The following is a 14281-nucleotide window of genomic DNA, read 5'->3' on the forward strand; positions in this document are numbered from 1 at the left end:
GGACAGCACCCCCTCTCTGCCCTGCCGGACATCTCCCTCAGGGGAGATCGGCACCCTCGGCGTCGACCCTCAATCGCCCAGCGGCAGACGCGGGTCGTCGACCTTCAGCGTGTTCACGCTTTGCTTGATGCGGCGCAAATTCTCCAAGACCTTTGGGCCGCGCGTCTCGGCGACCGAAGTCACGATCATGTCCACGATCGCCAGCAGCGCGTAGCGCGACGACGTGGGCTTGTAGATGTTGCCATCCTCGAGCGGCTGCAGGTGTATGACCGTGTCGGCCACCTTGGCCAGTGTCGAATCGGGTGCGGTGACGGCCACCGTGGTGGCGCCGTATTGCTGCGCGACCTGCACCGCCTCGATGACCGAGCGTGCATAGCCGGACACTGAAAAGGCGACCAGCGTGGTTTCCGGCGTGGCAACGGCGGCGTACATGCGCTGCAACTGGCCGTCGATCTGGGCCAATACCGGCAGGCCGAGCCGGAACAGCCGGTTCTGCATCTCGGTCGCCATCATCGAGGAGATGCCGCCGGAGCCGATGCACAGCACATTGCCTGACGTCGCAAGCCGCTCGGCGACAGCGACCAGCGTCGTCATGTCGAGGTTCTCGCTGGCGCGCTGGATGGCCGAGATGGCGGCTTCGGTGATGGCGGAGGCGATGCGCTGTTCGCGGGCGTCGCGGCTCAGCGGCTCGGGCGACAGATACTGGCCGCCGATGGCGATGGCCTGCGCCAGGTAGAATTTGAAGTCGCGCAGCCCCTCGCAGCCGAGATTGCGGCAGAAGCGCGTCACCGTCGGCTCGCTGACGCCGACGCGCGCGGCGATCTCGGAGATCGCGGCCTTGGAGGCGAAATCGAGATCGGATAGCACGAGGCCAGCCAGCCGGCGATCCGACTTGGTGCCGTCCTGCGACATCAGCTGCAGCCGCGTGATGATGTCGGCCGGCGTCTTCATGCCCGTGTGTTCGTCTTCATGTCGGCACTTCTCGTTTCACAGCGGCAGGCCTGTCGCCTTGTCGAACAGATGGATGTTGCCAGGATCGACCGAGACCGGCAGCAGGTCGCCCGGCCTGACCGGCACCCTGTCGCGGAACACGGCGCGTACCGTATCGGCGCCGATGGCGCCATAGACGTGGGTTTCGGCGCCGGTCGGCTCGACGACATCCACCTTGAGCGCCATGGCGTCGGCGGCTTCACCGATGATGAAGTGCTCGGGTCGGATGCCGGCCTCCACGGCGCCGCCCGCCGGCACCGCCTTGCCGGCAAGCGCCAGCCGCCCGCCGCCCGCCGATTCGAACCATGTCTTCTCAGGCGTTGTCTTCAGAGCCCCGGACACAAAGCTCATCGACGGCGAGCCGAGGAAGCCGGCGACGAACTTGTTGGCCGGCCTGTCATAGAGTTCGAGCGGCGCTCCGACCTGCTGGATCCGGCCACGGTCCATCACGACGATGCGGTCGGCCATGGTCATGGCCTCGATCTGGTCGTGGGTGACGTAGACGATGGTCGATTTCAGCCGCTGGTGCAGCGCCTTGATCTCGGTGCGCATCTGCACGCGCAATTGGGCGTCGAGGTTGGACAGCGGTTCGTCGAACAGGAACACCGACGGTTCGCGCACGATGGCGCGGCCCATGGCGACGCGCTGGCGCTGGCCGCCCGACAATTGCCGGGGATAGCGGTCGAGATAGGAGAACAGGTTGAGGACGCCCGAGGCCTTCTTGACCTTCTGGTCGATGGTCGCGCGGGTCTCGCCGCGGATCTTCGGTCCGAAGCCGATATTGTCGGAGGCTTTCAGATGCGGGAACAGCGCATAGGACTGAAACACCATGGCGATGTTGCGCTGCTGCGGCGGCAGGTCGTTGGCGCGCACGCCGCCGATCAGGAGATCGCCCGACGTGATCGTCTCCAGGCCGGCCAGCATGCGCAGCAAGGTCGACTTGCCGCAGCCGGACGGACCGACCAGCACCACGAATTCGCCGCTCTTGATGTCGAGGCCGATGTCCTCGAGGATCCTGTGCTGGCCGAAGGATTTCGACAGGTTGCGAAACAGGACGTCGGTCATGGTCACGCTCCCAATATGTCGTCGATGAACGGCAGGCAGCCGGCGGTCAACCCCGCATCCACGGGCATCACCACGCCTGTTACGCCCGAGGCACGCTCCGACGCAAGAAAAGCCACGGCTTCGGCCACTTCCGAAGCATTGACGATGCGGCCGAGCGGGTAGAGTCGCTGCAACTTGCCCAGGATTTTCGGATCCTTGGCCAGGCGATGGTCCCAGGCGGCGGTGCGGATCGATCCCGGGCAGACGACATTGGCGCGCACGCCGCTGCGGCCAAGCTCGACCGCGATCGATTTGGCATAGGCGTTGATGCCGGCCTTGGCGGCCGCATAGGCCGGATTGCCGAAATGCGCGATGGCGTTGACGGAAGAGATGAAGACGATGCTGCCTGAGCCGCGCGCGGCCATCGCCTTGGCGATAGGGTCGGCGAAGGTCATGACCCCGGTCAGATTGAGGTCGAGTTCATGCTCGATATTGTCGGCGTTGAGTGCGGAGATCGTCTCGGCGCGCGTCCAGCCGGCATTGTTGATCAGGATATCGGGCACGCCGTCCTTGTCCAGCACAGCGGCGATCCCCGCCTCGATCGAAGCCCGGTCGAGAAGGTTGAAGACATGGCGCGAGGCAAGCCGCGGGCTTGCCAGCGCCTCCTCGGACTGGTCACAGCCGACCACCCGCGCGCCCCTGTCGGCCAGCAGCGCGACGATGGCCGAGCCAAGGCCGCCGCCGGCACCGGTGACGACGACAGTGCGGCCGGCGAATTCGGCTTTCGAAACCACGGCGCTTGCTCCTCCCGCAGGTCAGGCAGATGCCGGCAGGCTAAAGAAAGGAATGTAATTAAGCAACATGATAATCTGCTTGCATGGCACGAATTCATCGATAATGTAGGAAAGTCACATAAATCTTGTGCCCAGCCATCGGCACAGGGAGCGCAAATGCGCGAAACAAATGGGAGAGATCGGATGAGCCTTGCCAAATGGACTGTCGGCCTGATGGCCGGAATGAACATGCTGGCCTTCGCGGCGCAGGCGAATGCGGGTGAGGTGCGCGTCACCGTCGCCGAATACAGCGCAAAGACCGGCCCCTATTTCGAGGAAGTGAAGAAGGAGTTCGAGGCAAAGAACCCAGGCATCACCGTCAAGTTCGAAGTCGTGCCGTGGGACGTGCTCCTGCAGAAGCTGACCACCGACATCACCGCCGGCACCAATGCGGACCTGTCGATCATCGGCACGCGCTGGCTGATCGACTTCGTCCAGCAGGATGTCGCCGAGCCGCTCGACAGCTACATCACGCCCGAATTCAAGGGGCGTTTCATCGATACCTTCCTGTCGCCCTCGATCATGAACGGCAAGACCTACGGCCTGCCGATCGCGGCGTCTGCCCGCGCCATGTATTACAACAAGGAACTGTTCGAGAAGGCCGGGATCGCCAAGCCGCCGGCAACCTGGACCGAGTTGCAGGACGATGCCCGCAAGATCAAGGCGCTGGGGTCCGGTACTTTCGGGTTCGGCCTGCAGGGCAAGGAGATCGAGACCGACGTCTATTACTACTACGCCATGTGGTCGCAGGGCACCGAGATCCTGAACAAGGATGGCACGTCGGGCCTCGGCACGCCGGGCGCGCTCGAGGCCGCCAAGCTCTACAAGTCGATGATCGACGAAGGCCTGACCGAGCCGGGCGTCACCTCCAACAACCGCGAGGATGTGCAGAACCTGTTCAAGCAGGGCAAGGTCGGCATGATGATCACCGCGCCCTTCCTGTCCAACCAGATCAAGGACGAGGCGCCGACCCTGAAATATGGCGTCGCCGCCATTCCGGCCGGCCCGACCGGGGCGCGCGGCACTTATGGCGTCACAGACTCGATGATCATGTTCAAGAACTCCAAGAACAAGGATGAGGCCTGGAAGCTGATGGACTTCCTGTTCACCACGGAGCAGCGCGCCAAGTTCACGCAAGGCGAGGGCTTCCTGCCGGTGAACAAGGAAGAGGCCAAGATGGACTATTACGTCAACAATGCCGACCTCGCCGCCTTCACCGCGCTCTTGCCCGACGCCCGCTTCGCGCCGGTCATTCCGGGCTGGGAAGAGGTCGCCCAGATCACGTCCGATGCAATGCAGAAGATCTATCTCGGTGGCGACCCCGAGGCAGGCCTGAAGGACGCGGCGGCCAAGGCCAACGCAGTGTTGAAGAAATAGGGGCCGTGCCCAAGAATAGGGCGTATCTCCCTGCGCCCGTGGCGCGCCTCAGATTCAGGCGGGGCGCGCCACTCCCCTTGTAAGAAGCATGCAACGGCTCCCCTATGGGGATGGCGAGGGCCGACAAGGCAATCACTCCGGACAAAAGGATAAATCGCCAACGTCAGCGCCGCCCCTCATTGCCCTGCCGGGCATTTCTCCCCGTATGGTGACGGGAGAAAGGGCTGGCCGCGATCTCGGCTCCTCTTTTGAGACGCCGGTGATTGGCGAAAGCGGCAACTAAGGCGCCCCTCTCCCCGTCACTATACGGAGAGAGGATGCCGGCAGGCAGGTGAGGGGCGGCGCAAACGTTGGGAAGAGTTTGTGAACCGAGCGCCTAAGAAGAACAAGTCAGTATTAGCCTGGCTCGCAAGCCAGCGCCATTGATGCCTCGCAACGCGGTACAAACCAGCCGATGCAAAATCGCTTCTTGCCCTATCTCCTGACCTTGCCCAGCCTGTTCCTGGCGGCGGTCGTCATCTTCTGGCCGGTCTGGGACCTGATCCAGATCTCGACGCATGACGTCAACCGCTTCGGCCAGTTGCGCGAATTCAGCGGCCTTGCCAATTTCGCGGCACTTGCCGCCGATCCCGACTTCGTCGCGGCACTCTGGCGCACCGGCCTATGGACCGTGCTGGTGGTGGGCGGCGCACTGCTGCTGTCGGTGCCGGTGGCGATGATCCTCAACACCGATTTCTATGGACGCGGTCTTGCCCGTGTCATCATCATGCTGCCCTGGGCGGTGTCGCTGACCATGACGGCGGTGGTCTGGCGCTGGGCGCTGAGCGGTGAAAGCGGCATGCTGAATTCCGCGCTGCTCGGGCTTGGCCTGATCGACCATAACATCCAGTGGCTGGCCAGCGCCGAGACGGCGTTTCCGATGCAGGTGCTGATCGGCATATTGGTGACGGTCCCGTTCACCACGACGATCTTCCTCGGCGGCCTGTCGTCGATCCCGGACGATCTTTACGAGGCGGCCGCGCTTGAGGGCGCCACGCCGCTGCAGCAGTTCCGCGAGATCACCTTTCCGCTGCTGAAACCGTTCATCAACATCGCCATCGTGCTCAACACCATCTATGTCTTCAATTCGTTCCCGATCATCTGGGTGATGACGCAGGGCGGGCCGGCCAACTCGACCGACATCCTGGTCACCCACCTCTACAAGCTGGCCTTCCGCATCGGCAAACTGGGCGAGGCCTCGGCGGTGTCGCTGGTAATGTTCGCCATATTGCTGGTCTTCACCATGATCTATGTGCGCCTCGCCATGCGGGAGCAACGCGCATGACGCCCAAGCTCAAACGCACCGTCATCGCCTGGCTGCTTTTGGCGCCCTTGATCGTGGTGACGATCTTTCCCTTCGCGGTGATGTTCCTGACCGCGGTCAAGCCACGGCAGGAAGTGCTGTCACCGACATGGTGGCCGAGCGAGTTCCGCTGGTCGAACTTCTCCGACATGTGGGTGGCGACCGGTTTCGGCCAGGCGCTGGCCAACTCGCTCTATGTGTCGGTCATCGCCACGGTCGGCGCCATCCTCATCTCCGTGCCCGCCGCCTATGCGATGTCGCGCTTTCGCTTTGCCGGCTACGGGGCCTTTCGCCAGTTCCTGCTGATCTCGCAGATGATCTCACCGATCGTGCTGGTGCTGGGCCTGTTCCGGCTGATGGCCGCCTGGGGGCTGGTCGAATCGACGACGGCGCTGGGCTTCATCTACATGGCCTTCAACGTCGCCTTCACCGTGTGGATGCTGCAGAGCTATTTCGACACCATTCCGCGCGATCTCGAGGAAGCCGCCTGGATGGAAGGCGCCGGCCGCTGGCTGACCTTGCGCAAAGTGTTCCTGCCGCTCTGCCTGCCGGCGATCGCGGTCACGGCGATCTTCACCTTCATCAACGCCTGGAACGAATTCGTCGTGGCGCTGACCATGCTGCGCAGCCAGGAAAGCTACACGCTGCCGATCCAGGTCTTTTCTCTCGTCGCCGGCCGCTACACGATCGAGTGGCATCACGTCATGGCCGCCACTTTGCTGGCGACACTGCCTGTGGCGATCCTGTTCATCTGGCTGCAGCGCTATCTCGTGCGCGGGCTGGCGCTCGGGGCGGTCAAATAGCAATTCCAGAAAGGTGTGCAGCGGTTTCCCACTGGAATTGCAAGAAACAGATAGCGTCACCACGGAGTCTTCATGCGTATCTTCACCGCCTCGCTGGCGACGGAAACCAACACCTTCTCGCCGGTGCCGACCGACCGGGCCTCGTTCGAGATGGCGTTCTATGCCGGGCCGGGCAAGCATCCTGAGACGCCGACCTTGTGTTCCTCGCCGATCGTGGCCTTGCGCCGCCGCGCGGCCGCCGAAGGACTGACCGTGATCGAAGGCACCGCCACCTGGGCGGAGCCGGGCGGCCTGGTGCAGCGGCAGACCTTCGAGGCGCTGCGCGACGAGATTCTCGGGCAACTCGAGGCGGCACTGCCGGTCGACGCGGTCATCCTCGGCCTGCATGGCGCCATGGTAGCGCAAGGCTATGACGATTGCGAAGGCGACCTGCTCGAGCGCGTGCGGGCAATTGTCGGACCCAAGGTGGTGATCGCCTCCGAGTTCGATCCGCACAGCCATCTGACGCCAAAGCGCGTGGCGGCCTCCGATATCATGGCCTATTTCCTCGAATTCCCGCACACCGACTTCTATGAACGCGGCGAACATGTCGTCGAGCTTGGCCTGGCTGCCGCGCGCGGCGAGATCAAGCCGGTGATCTCGACCTTCGACTGCCGCATGATCCAGGTGCTGCCGACCAGCCGCGAGCCGATGCGCTCCTTCGTGGACCGTATCAAGGCCATGCACGGCAAGGACGGCGTGCTGTCGGTATCGGTCATCCACGGCTTCATGGCCGCCGACGTGCCGGAAATGGGCACGCGCATCCTCGTCGTCACCGACAACGACAAGGCCGCAGGCGATGCGCTGGCGCAACAGCTGGGACGCGAACTCTATGCCATGCGCGAAAAGACGGCGATGACGATGCTTGATACCGCCGACGGCATCGACCGGGCGCTGGCCGTACGTGCCGGGAATCCCGGCAAGCCCGTGGTCATCGCCGACATCTGGGACAATCCCGGCGGCGGCGTTCCCGGCGACGGCACCTTCGTCTTGCGCCAGATGCTGGCGCGTGGCCTGGACAAGTTTGGCGTGGCGACGATCTGGGATCCGATTGCCGTGACCTTCTGCCTGGCGGCAGGCGAGGGCGCTGTCATCGACCTGCGTTTCGGCGGCAAGGCAGGACCCCAGGCGGGTGAGCCGATCGATGCGCGCGTCAAGGTGCTGAAAGCCGTCAACGAGGGATGGCAGAGTTTCGGGCCAAGCCGGGTGACACTTGGGCCGGCCGCCTTGGTCCGCATCGAAGGCACCGAGGTCGACATCATCCTCAACACCAATCGCACGCAGACTTTCGAGCCGGACATTTTCTCCAACATCGGCGTCGATCCGCTGGCCAAGGACATGCTGCTGATCAAGTCGACCAACCATTTCTATGCCGGATTCGAACCGATAGCCGCCGAGATCATCTATGTCTCTGCGCCGAGTTCCTATCCGAGCAATCCCGCGGTGACGGATTACAAGAAGTTGACACGGCCGGTGTGGCCGAGGGTGAAGGATCCGTGGAAGAACGGCGCTGATGATCTCCCCCGTTGAGGGGTAGATGTCGCCGAAGGCGACAAAGAAGGGCGCCTCACGCGAAGCGCCAACCCGCATCCGCTGCAGCAGGCCGAGCCCGGTCGGACCGACCCCCTCTGGCCGCTTCGCGGCCATCTCCCCCTCGAGGGGGGAGATTGGCTGGCGCTACACCAGCCCGCGCTTCACCATCATCGCTTCCGGCGAAGGCATCTTGCCGCGGAACGCAGTGTACAGCTCTTCCGGGTCCTTCGAGCCGCCGGCGGCGTAGATGTTCTTCCTCAGCCGCTCGGCCAGCGCCGGGTTGAAGGGATCGCCGGTCTCCTCGAAGGCGGCGAAGGCATCGGCGTCCAGCACTTCCGACCACATGTAGGAATAGTAGCCGGCCGAGTAGCCGTCGCCCGAGAAGACATGGCCGAAATGCGGGGTGCGGTGGCGCATGGCGATGGTGTCGGGCATGTCGAGCCTGTCGAGCGTTTCGGCTTCGAAACGAAGCGGCTCCGCCGGGGCATCGGGCCGAGCGTGATAGGCCATGTCCATCAAGGCGGAAGACGTGAATTCGACCGTGGCGAAGCCGGCCCCGAACGTGCGCGTGGCCAGCATCTTGTCGAGCAGCGCCTTCGGCATCGGCTTGCCTGTCTTGACATGCAGGGCGTGCTTTTCCAGCACCGCCGGCACCGTCAGCCAATGCTCGTAGAGCTGCGAAGGCAGCTCGACGAAATCGCGGCTGACCGAAGTGCCCGCGACCGACGGCCAGGTGACGTCGGTCAGCATGCCGTGCAGCGCATGGCCGAATTCATGGAACAGCGTCTTCGCCTCGTCGACAGACAGCAGTGCCGGCTCGCCGGCCGGCGGCTTGGCGAAGTTCATGATGTTGTAGATCACCGGCTTCGAGCCTTGGCCAAGCTTGTATCCGGACTTCAGCGCGCTCATCCAGGCGCCGGACCGCTTCGAGGGCCGCGCGAAATAGTCGGCAAGGAACAGGGCACGCTCGCTGCCATCGGCATTCTTTACCACAAAGACGCGCGCATCGGGATGCCAGGCTGCAATGCCCTTCTTCTCCTCGAAGGTGATGCCGAAGAGTTTGGTCGCCACGTCGAAGCAGGCGTCGATGACCCGGTCGAGCTGGAGATAGGGCTTCAGTTCCGCCTCGTCGAAAGCGAATTTTTCCGCGCGCAGCTTCTCCTGGTAGAAGCGCCAGTCCCAGGCGGCGAATTTTTCATTGCTGCCGGCTTCCGCCGCCAGCCGTTCCAATTCCTTCTGGTCGGCGGCGGCCTTTTCCAGCGCCTTTTCCCACACCGGATCGAGCAGCGCGTGCACCGCCTTCGGCGTCTTGGCCATGGTGTCGTCGAGCTTCAGCGCGGCGAAGGAAGCGTAGCCGAGCAGTTTCGCCTTTTCGGCGCGCAGCTTCAGCATGTCGCGCACCACGGATGTGTTGTCGCTGGCGCCGCCATTCTGGCCTCGCATGGTGAAGGCGCGGAAGGCAATCTCGCGCAGGTCGCGGCGTTCCGAGAAGGTCGTGAACGGCTCGTAGATCGAGCGCGACAGGGTGACGGCGTAGCGGCCTTTCTGGCCGCGAATCTCGGCGGCCTCGGCCATCGAACTTTTCAGGAAATCCGGCAGGCCGGCAAGATCGGCCTCGTCGAGGAACAGTGCCCAGTCGCGCTCGTCGGCCAGCACGTTCTGGCCGAAAGTCGTGCCGAGCGAGGACAGTTCCTCATTGATCCTGGCCAGCCGCTTCTTGCCCTCGGCATCGAGCTTGGCGCCGGAGCGGACAAAACCCTTCCAGGTCCTCTCCAGCACCCGCAAGGTCTCGGCGTCGAGCCCGAGGCTCTCGCGGCGCTGGTAGAGATCGTCGATGCGGGCGAAGAGTTTCTCGTTCATCGAGATCGCCGAGAAATGCCTGGACATTTTTGGCGAGATGTCGCGCTCCAGCGCCTGGATCGTATCGTTGGTGTAGGCGCCGGCCCGGCACCAGAAGATCGACGAGACGTGATCGAGCGCCTCGCCGCCCAGCTCCAGCGCTTCAAGCGTGTTCTCGATGGTCGGTGCCTCCTTGTTGGCGGCGATCGCGTCGATCTCGGCCTCATGCGCCTTCAGCGCCGCGTCGAAGACCGGGGAAAAATCACTGTCGCCGATATGGGCGAAGTCCGGCAGGCCGAGCGGGCCTTCCCACGCGGTCAGCGGATGGGCGGCGAGGTCGACGGCTTTCGTGGAGGACATGGAGGGTCTTTCGCTGGCATCAATGAGGAGGGTGTCACCGATGTAGGGCGCGGTCCGCGGGGCCGCAATATGGCAGTTGGCCGATCCGCCTCAATAGTCTTCGCAGTTTTCGGCGATTGCCGCTTGCGAGCTTGCGGTGATGCGGCTGTCTGTCACCGCGAAGGTTTCCTGCATCAGCATGTCATTGTTGGGGAAGTCGTAGCAGGCGATCACCGTGGTGACACCGCCCTCGCTCTTCTCGATCCGGTGGCGGATCGCGGCACCCGCTACCGCGCCTTTCCACTCATCGAGCGAGGCGATGAACTCCTGCTTGCCTTGAACGATGCCGAGGTCATCGAGCTTGATGCGGACATCGTCGGCAAGCAGGTCGGCGAGTTCTGTACGGTCGGCGACCAGGAGCGCCGCATACCAGCGGCTGATGATGGCGCCGTCATCGGCTCGGGCGGCGATAATTGCCACCAGCAACGCGGCCGCCGTGAGAACGACCGACCGGACGTTCATCACCTGGCGCACCGCCCCGTTCATTCCAGCACCGGCCGCTCGAAATCGCCGGTGTCCTTGTTCATCACCCAGAGCTCCCCGGTCGAAATGTCGAACCAGGCCCCGTGCAGCGACAGCCGGCCCTTGCCCTCGAGGATCGAGACGCAAGGAAAGGTCCTGAGGTTGGCGATGGAATACCGGATCGAGATGCGCTCGAGTGCTGTCTGGCGCTCCGTTGCCGTCATGAAGGTGCTGGAGGAGACGGTCTCGGCGGCTGGCGCGATCAGGCTCATCCACTTGCCGATGAAGTCGCCGGGGGACAGCGGCGCCGAATTGGGGTCGAGCGCGGCGCGGATGCCGCCGCAGCGGCCATGGCCCATGACGACGATATTCTTGACCTTGAGGCTCTGCACCGCGAATTCGAGCGCCGCCGAGGTCGAGTGGAACTCGCCATCCGGCTCGTAGGGGGGCACCAGATTGCCGACATTGCGCAGCACGAAGAGTTCGCCCGGCCCGGCGTCGAAGATCGCTTCAGGGGCCGATCGGGAATCGCAGCAGGCGACGATCATCGTCTCGGGGGCCTGCCCCTCTCGGGCGAGCTCGCGATAGCGGCCGCTCTCGGTGAGGTAACGGCCGTTCATGAAATTGCGGTAGCCGGTGAGGAGGTGGTCGGGAAGATGAGGCATGGGCGGCTAAGGCCTTTCCGTGGTTGGAGGCGGCAGCTCGTTGCGGTCGAGAAAGGCTCTAGCGGCAAATGCCGGTCGCGAGCAATGCAGAATTGTGGGAGCTGGGCATAAATGCCATGCGCCGAAGCGGGCGGGTGTCGATATTCATGCCCAGATGGCGACCGGTATGCCACGACCGTCAGCGAGCGGCGGGTTGGGAAATGGCTTCGCCCTGCCGCTGGCGATGCGGCCGGCGATCAGCATCATGACAGCCGCGTCGAGGAAATCGTCCGCGGCCGCCCCGCGCGGCGGCGGCTGGTCGAGAAAACCCATGTCATAACCGTGCCGGCAGAGCAGCGCCTTGCGCTCCGCCATGCCGGCCGGATTGATGCTGCCCCTGATCTTCTTCGGCAATTGCATGGCCTGATTGCCATTCAAGCGGCAGAAGGCGACCTCCGGATGCGATTCGAAGACGCGGCCGCGCAGATCCGGCCGCGCGATCAGCAAGGCGTCGATCTCGCGGATCTTCGAAAAGATGCCGAAGGCCTGGATGGAAACGCCGCGCGGCGGGTCCGATGTGGCCCTGGCCAAATCGCTTGCCTTGCGATGCCCGGCGTACCAGGCTTCGACGGTGGTGAAATCGCTCGTGTCGGCATAGAGCGCGGCGCGGGACGGGATCGAAAAGACGCTGGACTGGCGTGCCCCAAGCAGCGGCCTGACCAGCGCTTCCGGTCCGCGCCCGCCTTTGCTGGAGAATTCGGGCAGGCCGATCGGCATGTCGACGGCGACAATCGCATTGTCCGGGCTTGCCTTGAGCAATGCAGCGAAGCTGGCGAACACCTCGACTTGGGGCGTCGAACCGGGGTTACGAGGCGTCGAACCGGGGTTACGAGGTGTCGAGCCGTGCTCGCGCCGCACGGCGATCCAGCCGGCCTTGCAGCCATCGGCGCCGACGAGCACGACCTCGGTCGAAGTCACGCCCGGCGGTCCCGCCCCGGATGCGTGAGGTGGCGCAGTTGCACCATGGCCATCGGGTGCGACAGGCTCTGGGCGTCGGTTTCGAGCTGCAGCTCGTCGCCGCCCCGCTTGGCGGTACGTGCCAGGATCTCGTAGACCGCCGCCGTGGTCGACTGCAGCGCCTTGATCGGCGGCTGGCCGGAAAGGATGCGGGCGAGGTAGACGGCCGCTGTCAGGTCGCCCAGGCCGTTCGGCGGCTTGTCGATCAGGCGGTGCTCCGCAAGCAGGGCCTGGGTGCCGTCGAGCAGCAGATTGCCAGTACCGCCTGAAATCATCGACTGTGCCGAGGTGACCAGCATGGTCGACGGTCCGGCATGGAGTGCCGCCGAAATCACCGATTTCAGATCGGGCAACGGAACGCCGGCCATCCATTCGAGTTCGTAGCGATTGGGCGTGGCGATGTTGGCGATCGGCATCAGCCGGTCGCGCATGGCGACGGCGGTCGGCTCCGGCACATAGAGACCGCCGGAATCACCCATCACCGGATCGCAGATATAGACAGCGTCAGGCGTCCTGGCCTTCACCGCGGCGACCAGCGAAGCGACGGCCTCGGCCTGGCCGGCTTCGCCGAGATAGCCGGACAGCACCGCGCCGACCTCGCCCAGCCATGGCGCGCGCTCGAGATCGGCCATCAGCGCCTTGAACTGGTCGAGTGGCGGTACGATACGCGTCGCCCGCCCGTGGCCGGGATGCCAGGGCAGGATGACCGTCGGCACCGCCCAGACCGGAAAGCCGAGGGTCTCCAAGGCGAAGACGGCGGCACGGTTGCCGACCGAACCGCGCGCGACATGGCTGGAAATGACGATGACCGCACGCGGCGCGTCGGGTTTTTCGGCACTCATTGTTTTGTGATTCCTAGCTGCCCCGGATGAGGAAAAGCACGAGCCAGACCATCAGGCCCAGCGCCAGAAACAGGCCGAGTATCCTGCCAATGCGCGTGCCCCAGACTTCGATCGGGTCCGTGCGGTCGGCGTCGGCTGCGGCGACGTGGTCGCGCATGCCTTTCGTCGTCCGCGCCACGAAGGAGGCGCCGGCCGGGTCGGTTTCTCGCGCGACGCGCTCCAGGATACGGCGCGATTCCCTGTCGCTGTCGGGGCGTTCCGCCATGATGATGTCCCGTTTTGCCCGGACCTTACCGCGTTCGCGCGGCCAATCACAGGGCCTTGCGGCAGGACGATACATTGTCGGGCGGCTCAAGAGGCCGAGGCCGTTTTCTTGCGCGCTGATTGTGCTAATGCTTCGCATGCAACTTCTACCGAGGGACCCCATCATGCTTGCCCCGCGCCTTGCCCGACCGTCGACATTCCGCACGCTGCCCGCCTTCCTGATGATGGCGATCGTGCTGCCGCTGCTTGCCGGCTGCGGCTACAACACGATTCCGACGGCGGAGGAGAATGCCAAGGCGGCATGGAGCGAGGTGCTGAACCAGTACCAGCGCCGCGCCGATCTCATCCCCAATCTGGTCGAGACGGTCAAAGGCTATGCCTCGCATGAAAAGGACACGCTCGACGCTGTCGTCGAGGCGCGCGCCAAGGCGACGCAGATCACGGTGACGCCGGATACGCTGAAGGATCCCGAAGCCCTCAAGAAATTCCAGGATGCCCAGGCCGGGCTGACCAGCGCGCTGTCGCGGCTGATCGCGGTGTCGGAGGCCTACCCCGACCTCAAGGCCAACCAGAATTTCCTGGCGCTGCAGGCACAGCTTGAAGGTACGGAGAACCGCATCGCGGTGGCGCGGCGCGACTACATCCAGGCGGTCAGGGACTATAATCTGACGCTGAAGACCTTCCCGTCCGTGCTCTGGGCCACCTTCTGGTTCCGCGGCAACGAGCCCTTCGCCAATTTCACCGTCGACGAAGACAAGATGCAGCCGCCGAAGGTCGATTTCGGCACGAAGCAGGGCGGGTGACAGCCGGAGCCAAACGTCGTGATCTTGCAGGCCGATGAGGGACGGCGTCT

The 14281-nt window shown here is 64.2% G+C and carries 14 protein-coding genes; 5 read left to right on the top strand and 9 right to left on the bottom strand.

The annotated features are described in order from the left end of the window. Positions 1–69: 69 nt before the first annotated feature. From EB230_RS06125 to EB230_RS06135, 3 genes are read right to left on the bottom strand one after another with little or no spacing between them, the layout of a single operon-like run. On the bottom strand, positions 70–951 hold the full coding sequence (locus EB230_RS06125) for a MurR/RpiR family transcriptional regulator (protein WP_056574952.1): 882 nt from the start codon (positions 949–951) through the stop codon (positions 70–72). A gap of 36 nt (positions 952–987) precedes the next feature. Then, complete coding sequence (gene ugpC, locus EB230_RS06130; RefSeq protein ID WP_056574955.1) at positions 988–2055, bottom strand: sn-glycerol-3-phosphate ABC transporter ATP-binding protein UgpC; 1068 nt, start codon at positions 2053–2055, stop codon at positions 988–990. Between the two features lie 2 nt (positions 2056–2057). After that, positions 2058–2828 carry an SDR family oxidoreductase gene (locus EB230_RS06135; protein WP_056574958.1) on the bottom strand — a complete coding sequence of 257 codons (771 nt, stop codon included), beginning with the start codon at positions 2826–2828 and terminating at the stop codon, positions 2058–2060. Between the two features lie 183 nt (positions 2829–3011). On the opposite strand from EB230_RS06135, the gene EB230_RS06140 reads away from it, so the two are divergent. From EB230_RS06140 to EB230_RS06155, 4 genes are all read left to right on the top strand, one after another. Continuing rightward, a complete protein-coding gene (locus EB230_RS06140) occupies positions 3012–4244 on the top strand; it encodes a sugar ABC transporter substrate-binding protein (RefSeq protein WP_056574963.1) in 1233 nt (410 codons plus the stop codon). A gap of 454 nt (positions 4245–4698) precedes the next feature. After that, positions 4699–5568 (top strand): sugar ABC transporter permease, encoded by an 870-nt coding sequence (locus tag EB230_RS06145; RefSeq protein WP_056574965.1) that lies wholly within the window; start codon positions 4699–4701, stop codon positions 5566–5568. After that, a complete protein-coding gene (locus EB230_RS06150; RefSeq protein WP_056574968.1) occupies positions 5565–6389 on the top strand; it encodes a carbohydrate ABC transporter permease in 825 nt (274 codons plus the stop codon). The genes EB230_RS06145 and EB230_RS06150 overlap by 4 nt, the downstream gene beginning before the upstream one ends. Before the next feature lie 72 nt (positions 6390–6461). Next, the gene (locus EB230_RS06155) at positions 6462–7958 is read left to right on the top strand and encodes a M81 family metallopeptidase (protein ID WP_056574974.1); all 1497 of its coding nucleotides are present in this window, start codon (positions 6462–6464) and stop codon (positions 7956–7958) included. Between the two features lie 147 nt (positions 7959–8105). Here the strand turns inward: EB230_RS06155 and EB230_RS06160 are convergent, their stop codons facing one another. The 6 genes from EB230_RS06160 to EB230_RS06185 form a co-directional block, all read right to left on the bottom strand. Then, positions 8106–10160, bottom strand: a complete 2055-nt coding sequence (locus tag EB230_RS06160; protein ID WP_056574976.1) for a M3 family metallopeptidase — start codon at positions 10158–10160, stop codon at positions 8106–8108. A gap of 90 nt (positions 10161–10250) precedes the next feature. Next, entirely contained in the window at positions 10251–10685 is a 435-nt protein-coding gene (locus EB230_RS06165) for a hypothetical protein (RefSeq protein ID WP_056574979.1), read from the bottom strand. Next, positions 10682–11326: a carbonic anhydrase gene (locus tag EB230_RS06170; protein ID WP_056574982.1), complete on the bottom strand. Its 645-nt coding sequence runs from the start codon at positions 11324–11326 to the stop codon at positions 10682–10684. The genes EB230_RS06165 and EB230_RS06170 overlap by 4 nt, the downstream gene beginning before the upstream one ends. A gap of 144 nt (positions 11327–11470) precedes the next feature. Beyond that, the gene (locus EB230_RS06175; protein ID WP_056574985.1) at positions 11471–12283 is read right to left on the bottom strand and encodes a DUF429 domain-containing protein; all 813 of its coding nucleotides are present in this window, start codon (positions 12281–12283) and stop codon (positions 11471–11473) included. Then, complete coding sequence (gene pdxY, locus EB230_RS06180) at positions 12280–13164, bottom strand: pyridoxal kinase PdxY (RefSeq protein ID WP_056574988.1); 885 nt, start codon at positions 13162–13164, stop codon at positions 12280–12282. The genes EB230_RS06175 and pdxY overlap by 4 nt, the downstream gene beginning before the upstream one ends. Positions 13165–13177: 13 nt before the next feature. After that, positions 13178–13429, bottom strand: coding sequence for a hypothetical protein (locus EB230_RS06185; RefSeq protein ID WP_056574991.1), 252 nt, complete (start codon positions 13427–13429; stop codon positions 13178–13180). 163 nt (positions 13430–13592) lie between these two features. On the opposite strand from EB230_RS06185, the gene EB230_RS06190 reads away from it, so the two are divergent. Continuing rightward, positions 13593–14231 carry a LemA family protein gene (locus tag EB230_RS06190; RefSeq protein ID WP_172371831.1) on the top strand — a complete coding sequence of 213 codons (639 nt, stop codon included), beginning with the start codon at positions 13593–13595 and terminating at the stop codon, positions 14229–14231. The last annotated feature ends 50 nt before the right edge of the window (positions 14232–14281 follow it).

The sequence above is a fragment of the Mesorhizobium sp. NZP2234 genome (assembly GCF_013170765.1).
In the GTDB taxonomy this organism is placed as follows: domain Bacteria; phylum Pseudomonadota; class Alphaproteobacteria; order Rhizobiales; family Rhizobiaceae; genus Mesorhizobium; species Mesorhizobium loti_D.

Bases quoted from the DNA above. Each gene is read 5' to 3' on its own strand.
- EB230_RS06165 (WP_056574979.1), bottom strand. From the start codon at position 10,685: ATGAACGGGGCGGTGCGCCAGGTGATGAACGTCCGGTCGGTCGTTCTC.
- EB230_RS06125 (WP_056574952.1), bottom strand. From the start codon at position 951: ATGAAGACGCCGGCCGACATCATCACGCGGCTGCAGCTGATGTCGCAG.
- EB230_RS06155 (WP_056574974.1), top strand. From the start codon at position 6,462: ATGCGTATCTTCACCGCCTCGCTGGCGACGGAAACCAACACCTTCTCG.
- pdxY (WP_056574988.1), bottom strand. From the start codon at position 13,164: ATGAGTGCCGAAAAACCCGACGCGCCGCGTGCGGTCATCGTCATTTCC.
- EB230_RS06190 (WP_172371831.1), top strand. From the start codon at position 13,593: ATGCTTGCCCCGCGCCTTGCCCGACCGTCGACATTCCGCACGCTGCCC.
- EB230_RS06150 (WP_056574968.1), top strand. From the start codon at position 5,565: ATGACGCCCAAGCTCAAACGCACCGTCATCGCCTGGCTGCTTTTGGCG.
- EB230_RS06160 (WP_056574976.1), bottom strand. From the start codon at position 10,160: ATGTCCTCCACGAAAGCCGTCGACCTCGCCGCCCATCCGCTGACCGCG.
- EB230_RS06140 (WP_056574963.1), top strand. From the start codon at position 3,012: ATGAGCCTTGCCAAATGGACTGTCGGCCTGATGGCCGGAATGAACATG.
- ugpC (WP_056574955.1), bottom strand. From the start codon at position 2,055: ATGACCGACGTCCTGTTTCGCAACCTGTCGAAATCCTTCGGCCAGCAC.
- EB230_RS06185 (WP_056574991.1), bottom strand. From the start codon at position 13,429: ATGGCGGAACGCCCCGACAGCGACAGGGAATCGCGCCGTATCCTGGAG.
- EB230_RS06145 (WP_056574965.1), top strand. From the start codon at position 4,699: ATGCAAAATCGCTTCTTGCCCTATCTCCTGACCTTGCCCAGCCTGTTC.
- EB230_RS06170 (WP_056574982.1), bottom strand. From the start codon at position 11,326: ATGCCTCATCTTCCCGACCACCTCCTCACCGGCTACCGCAATTTCATG.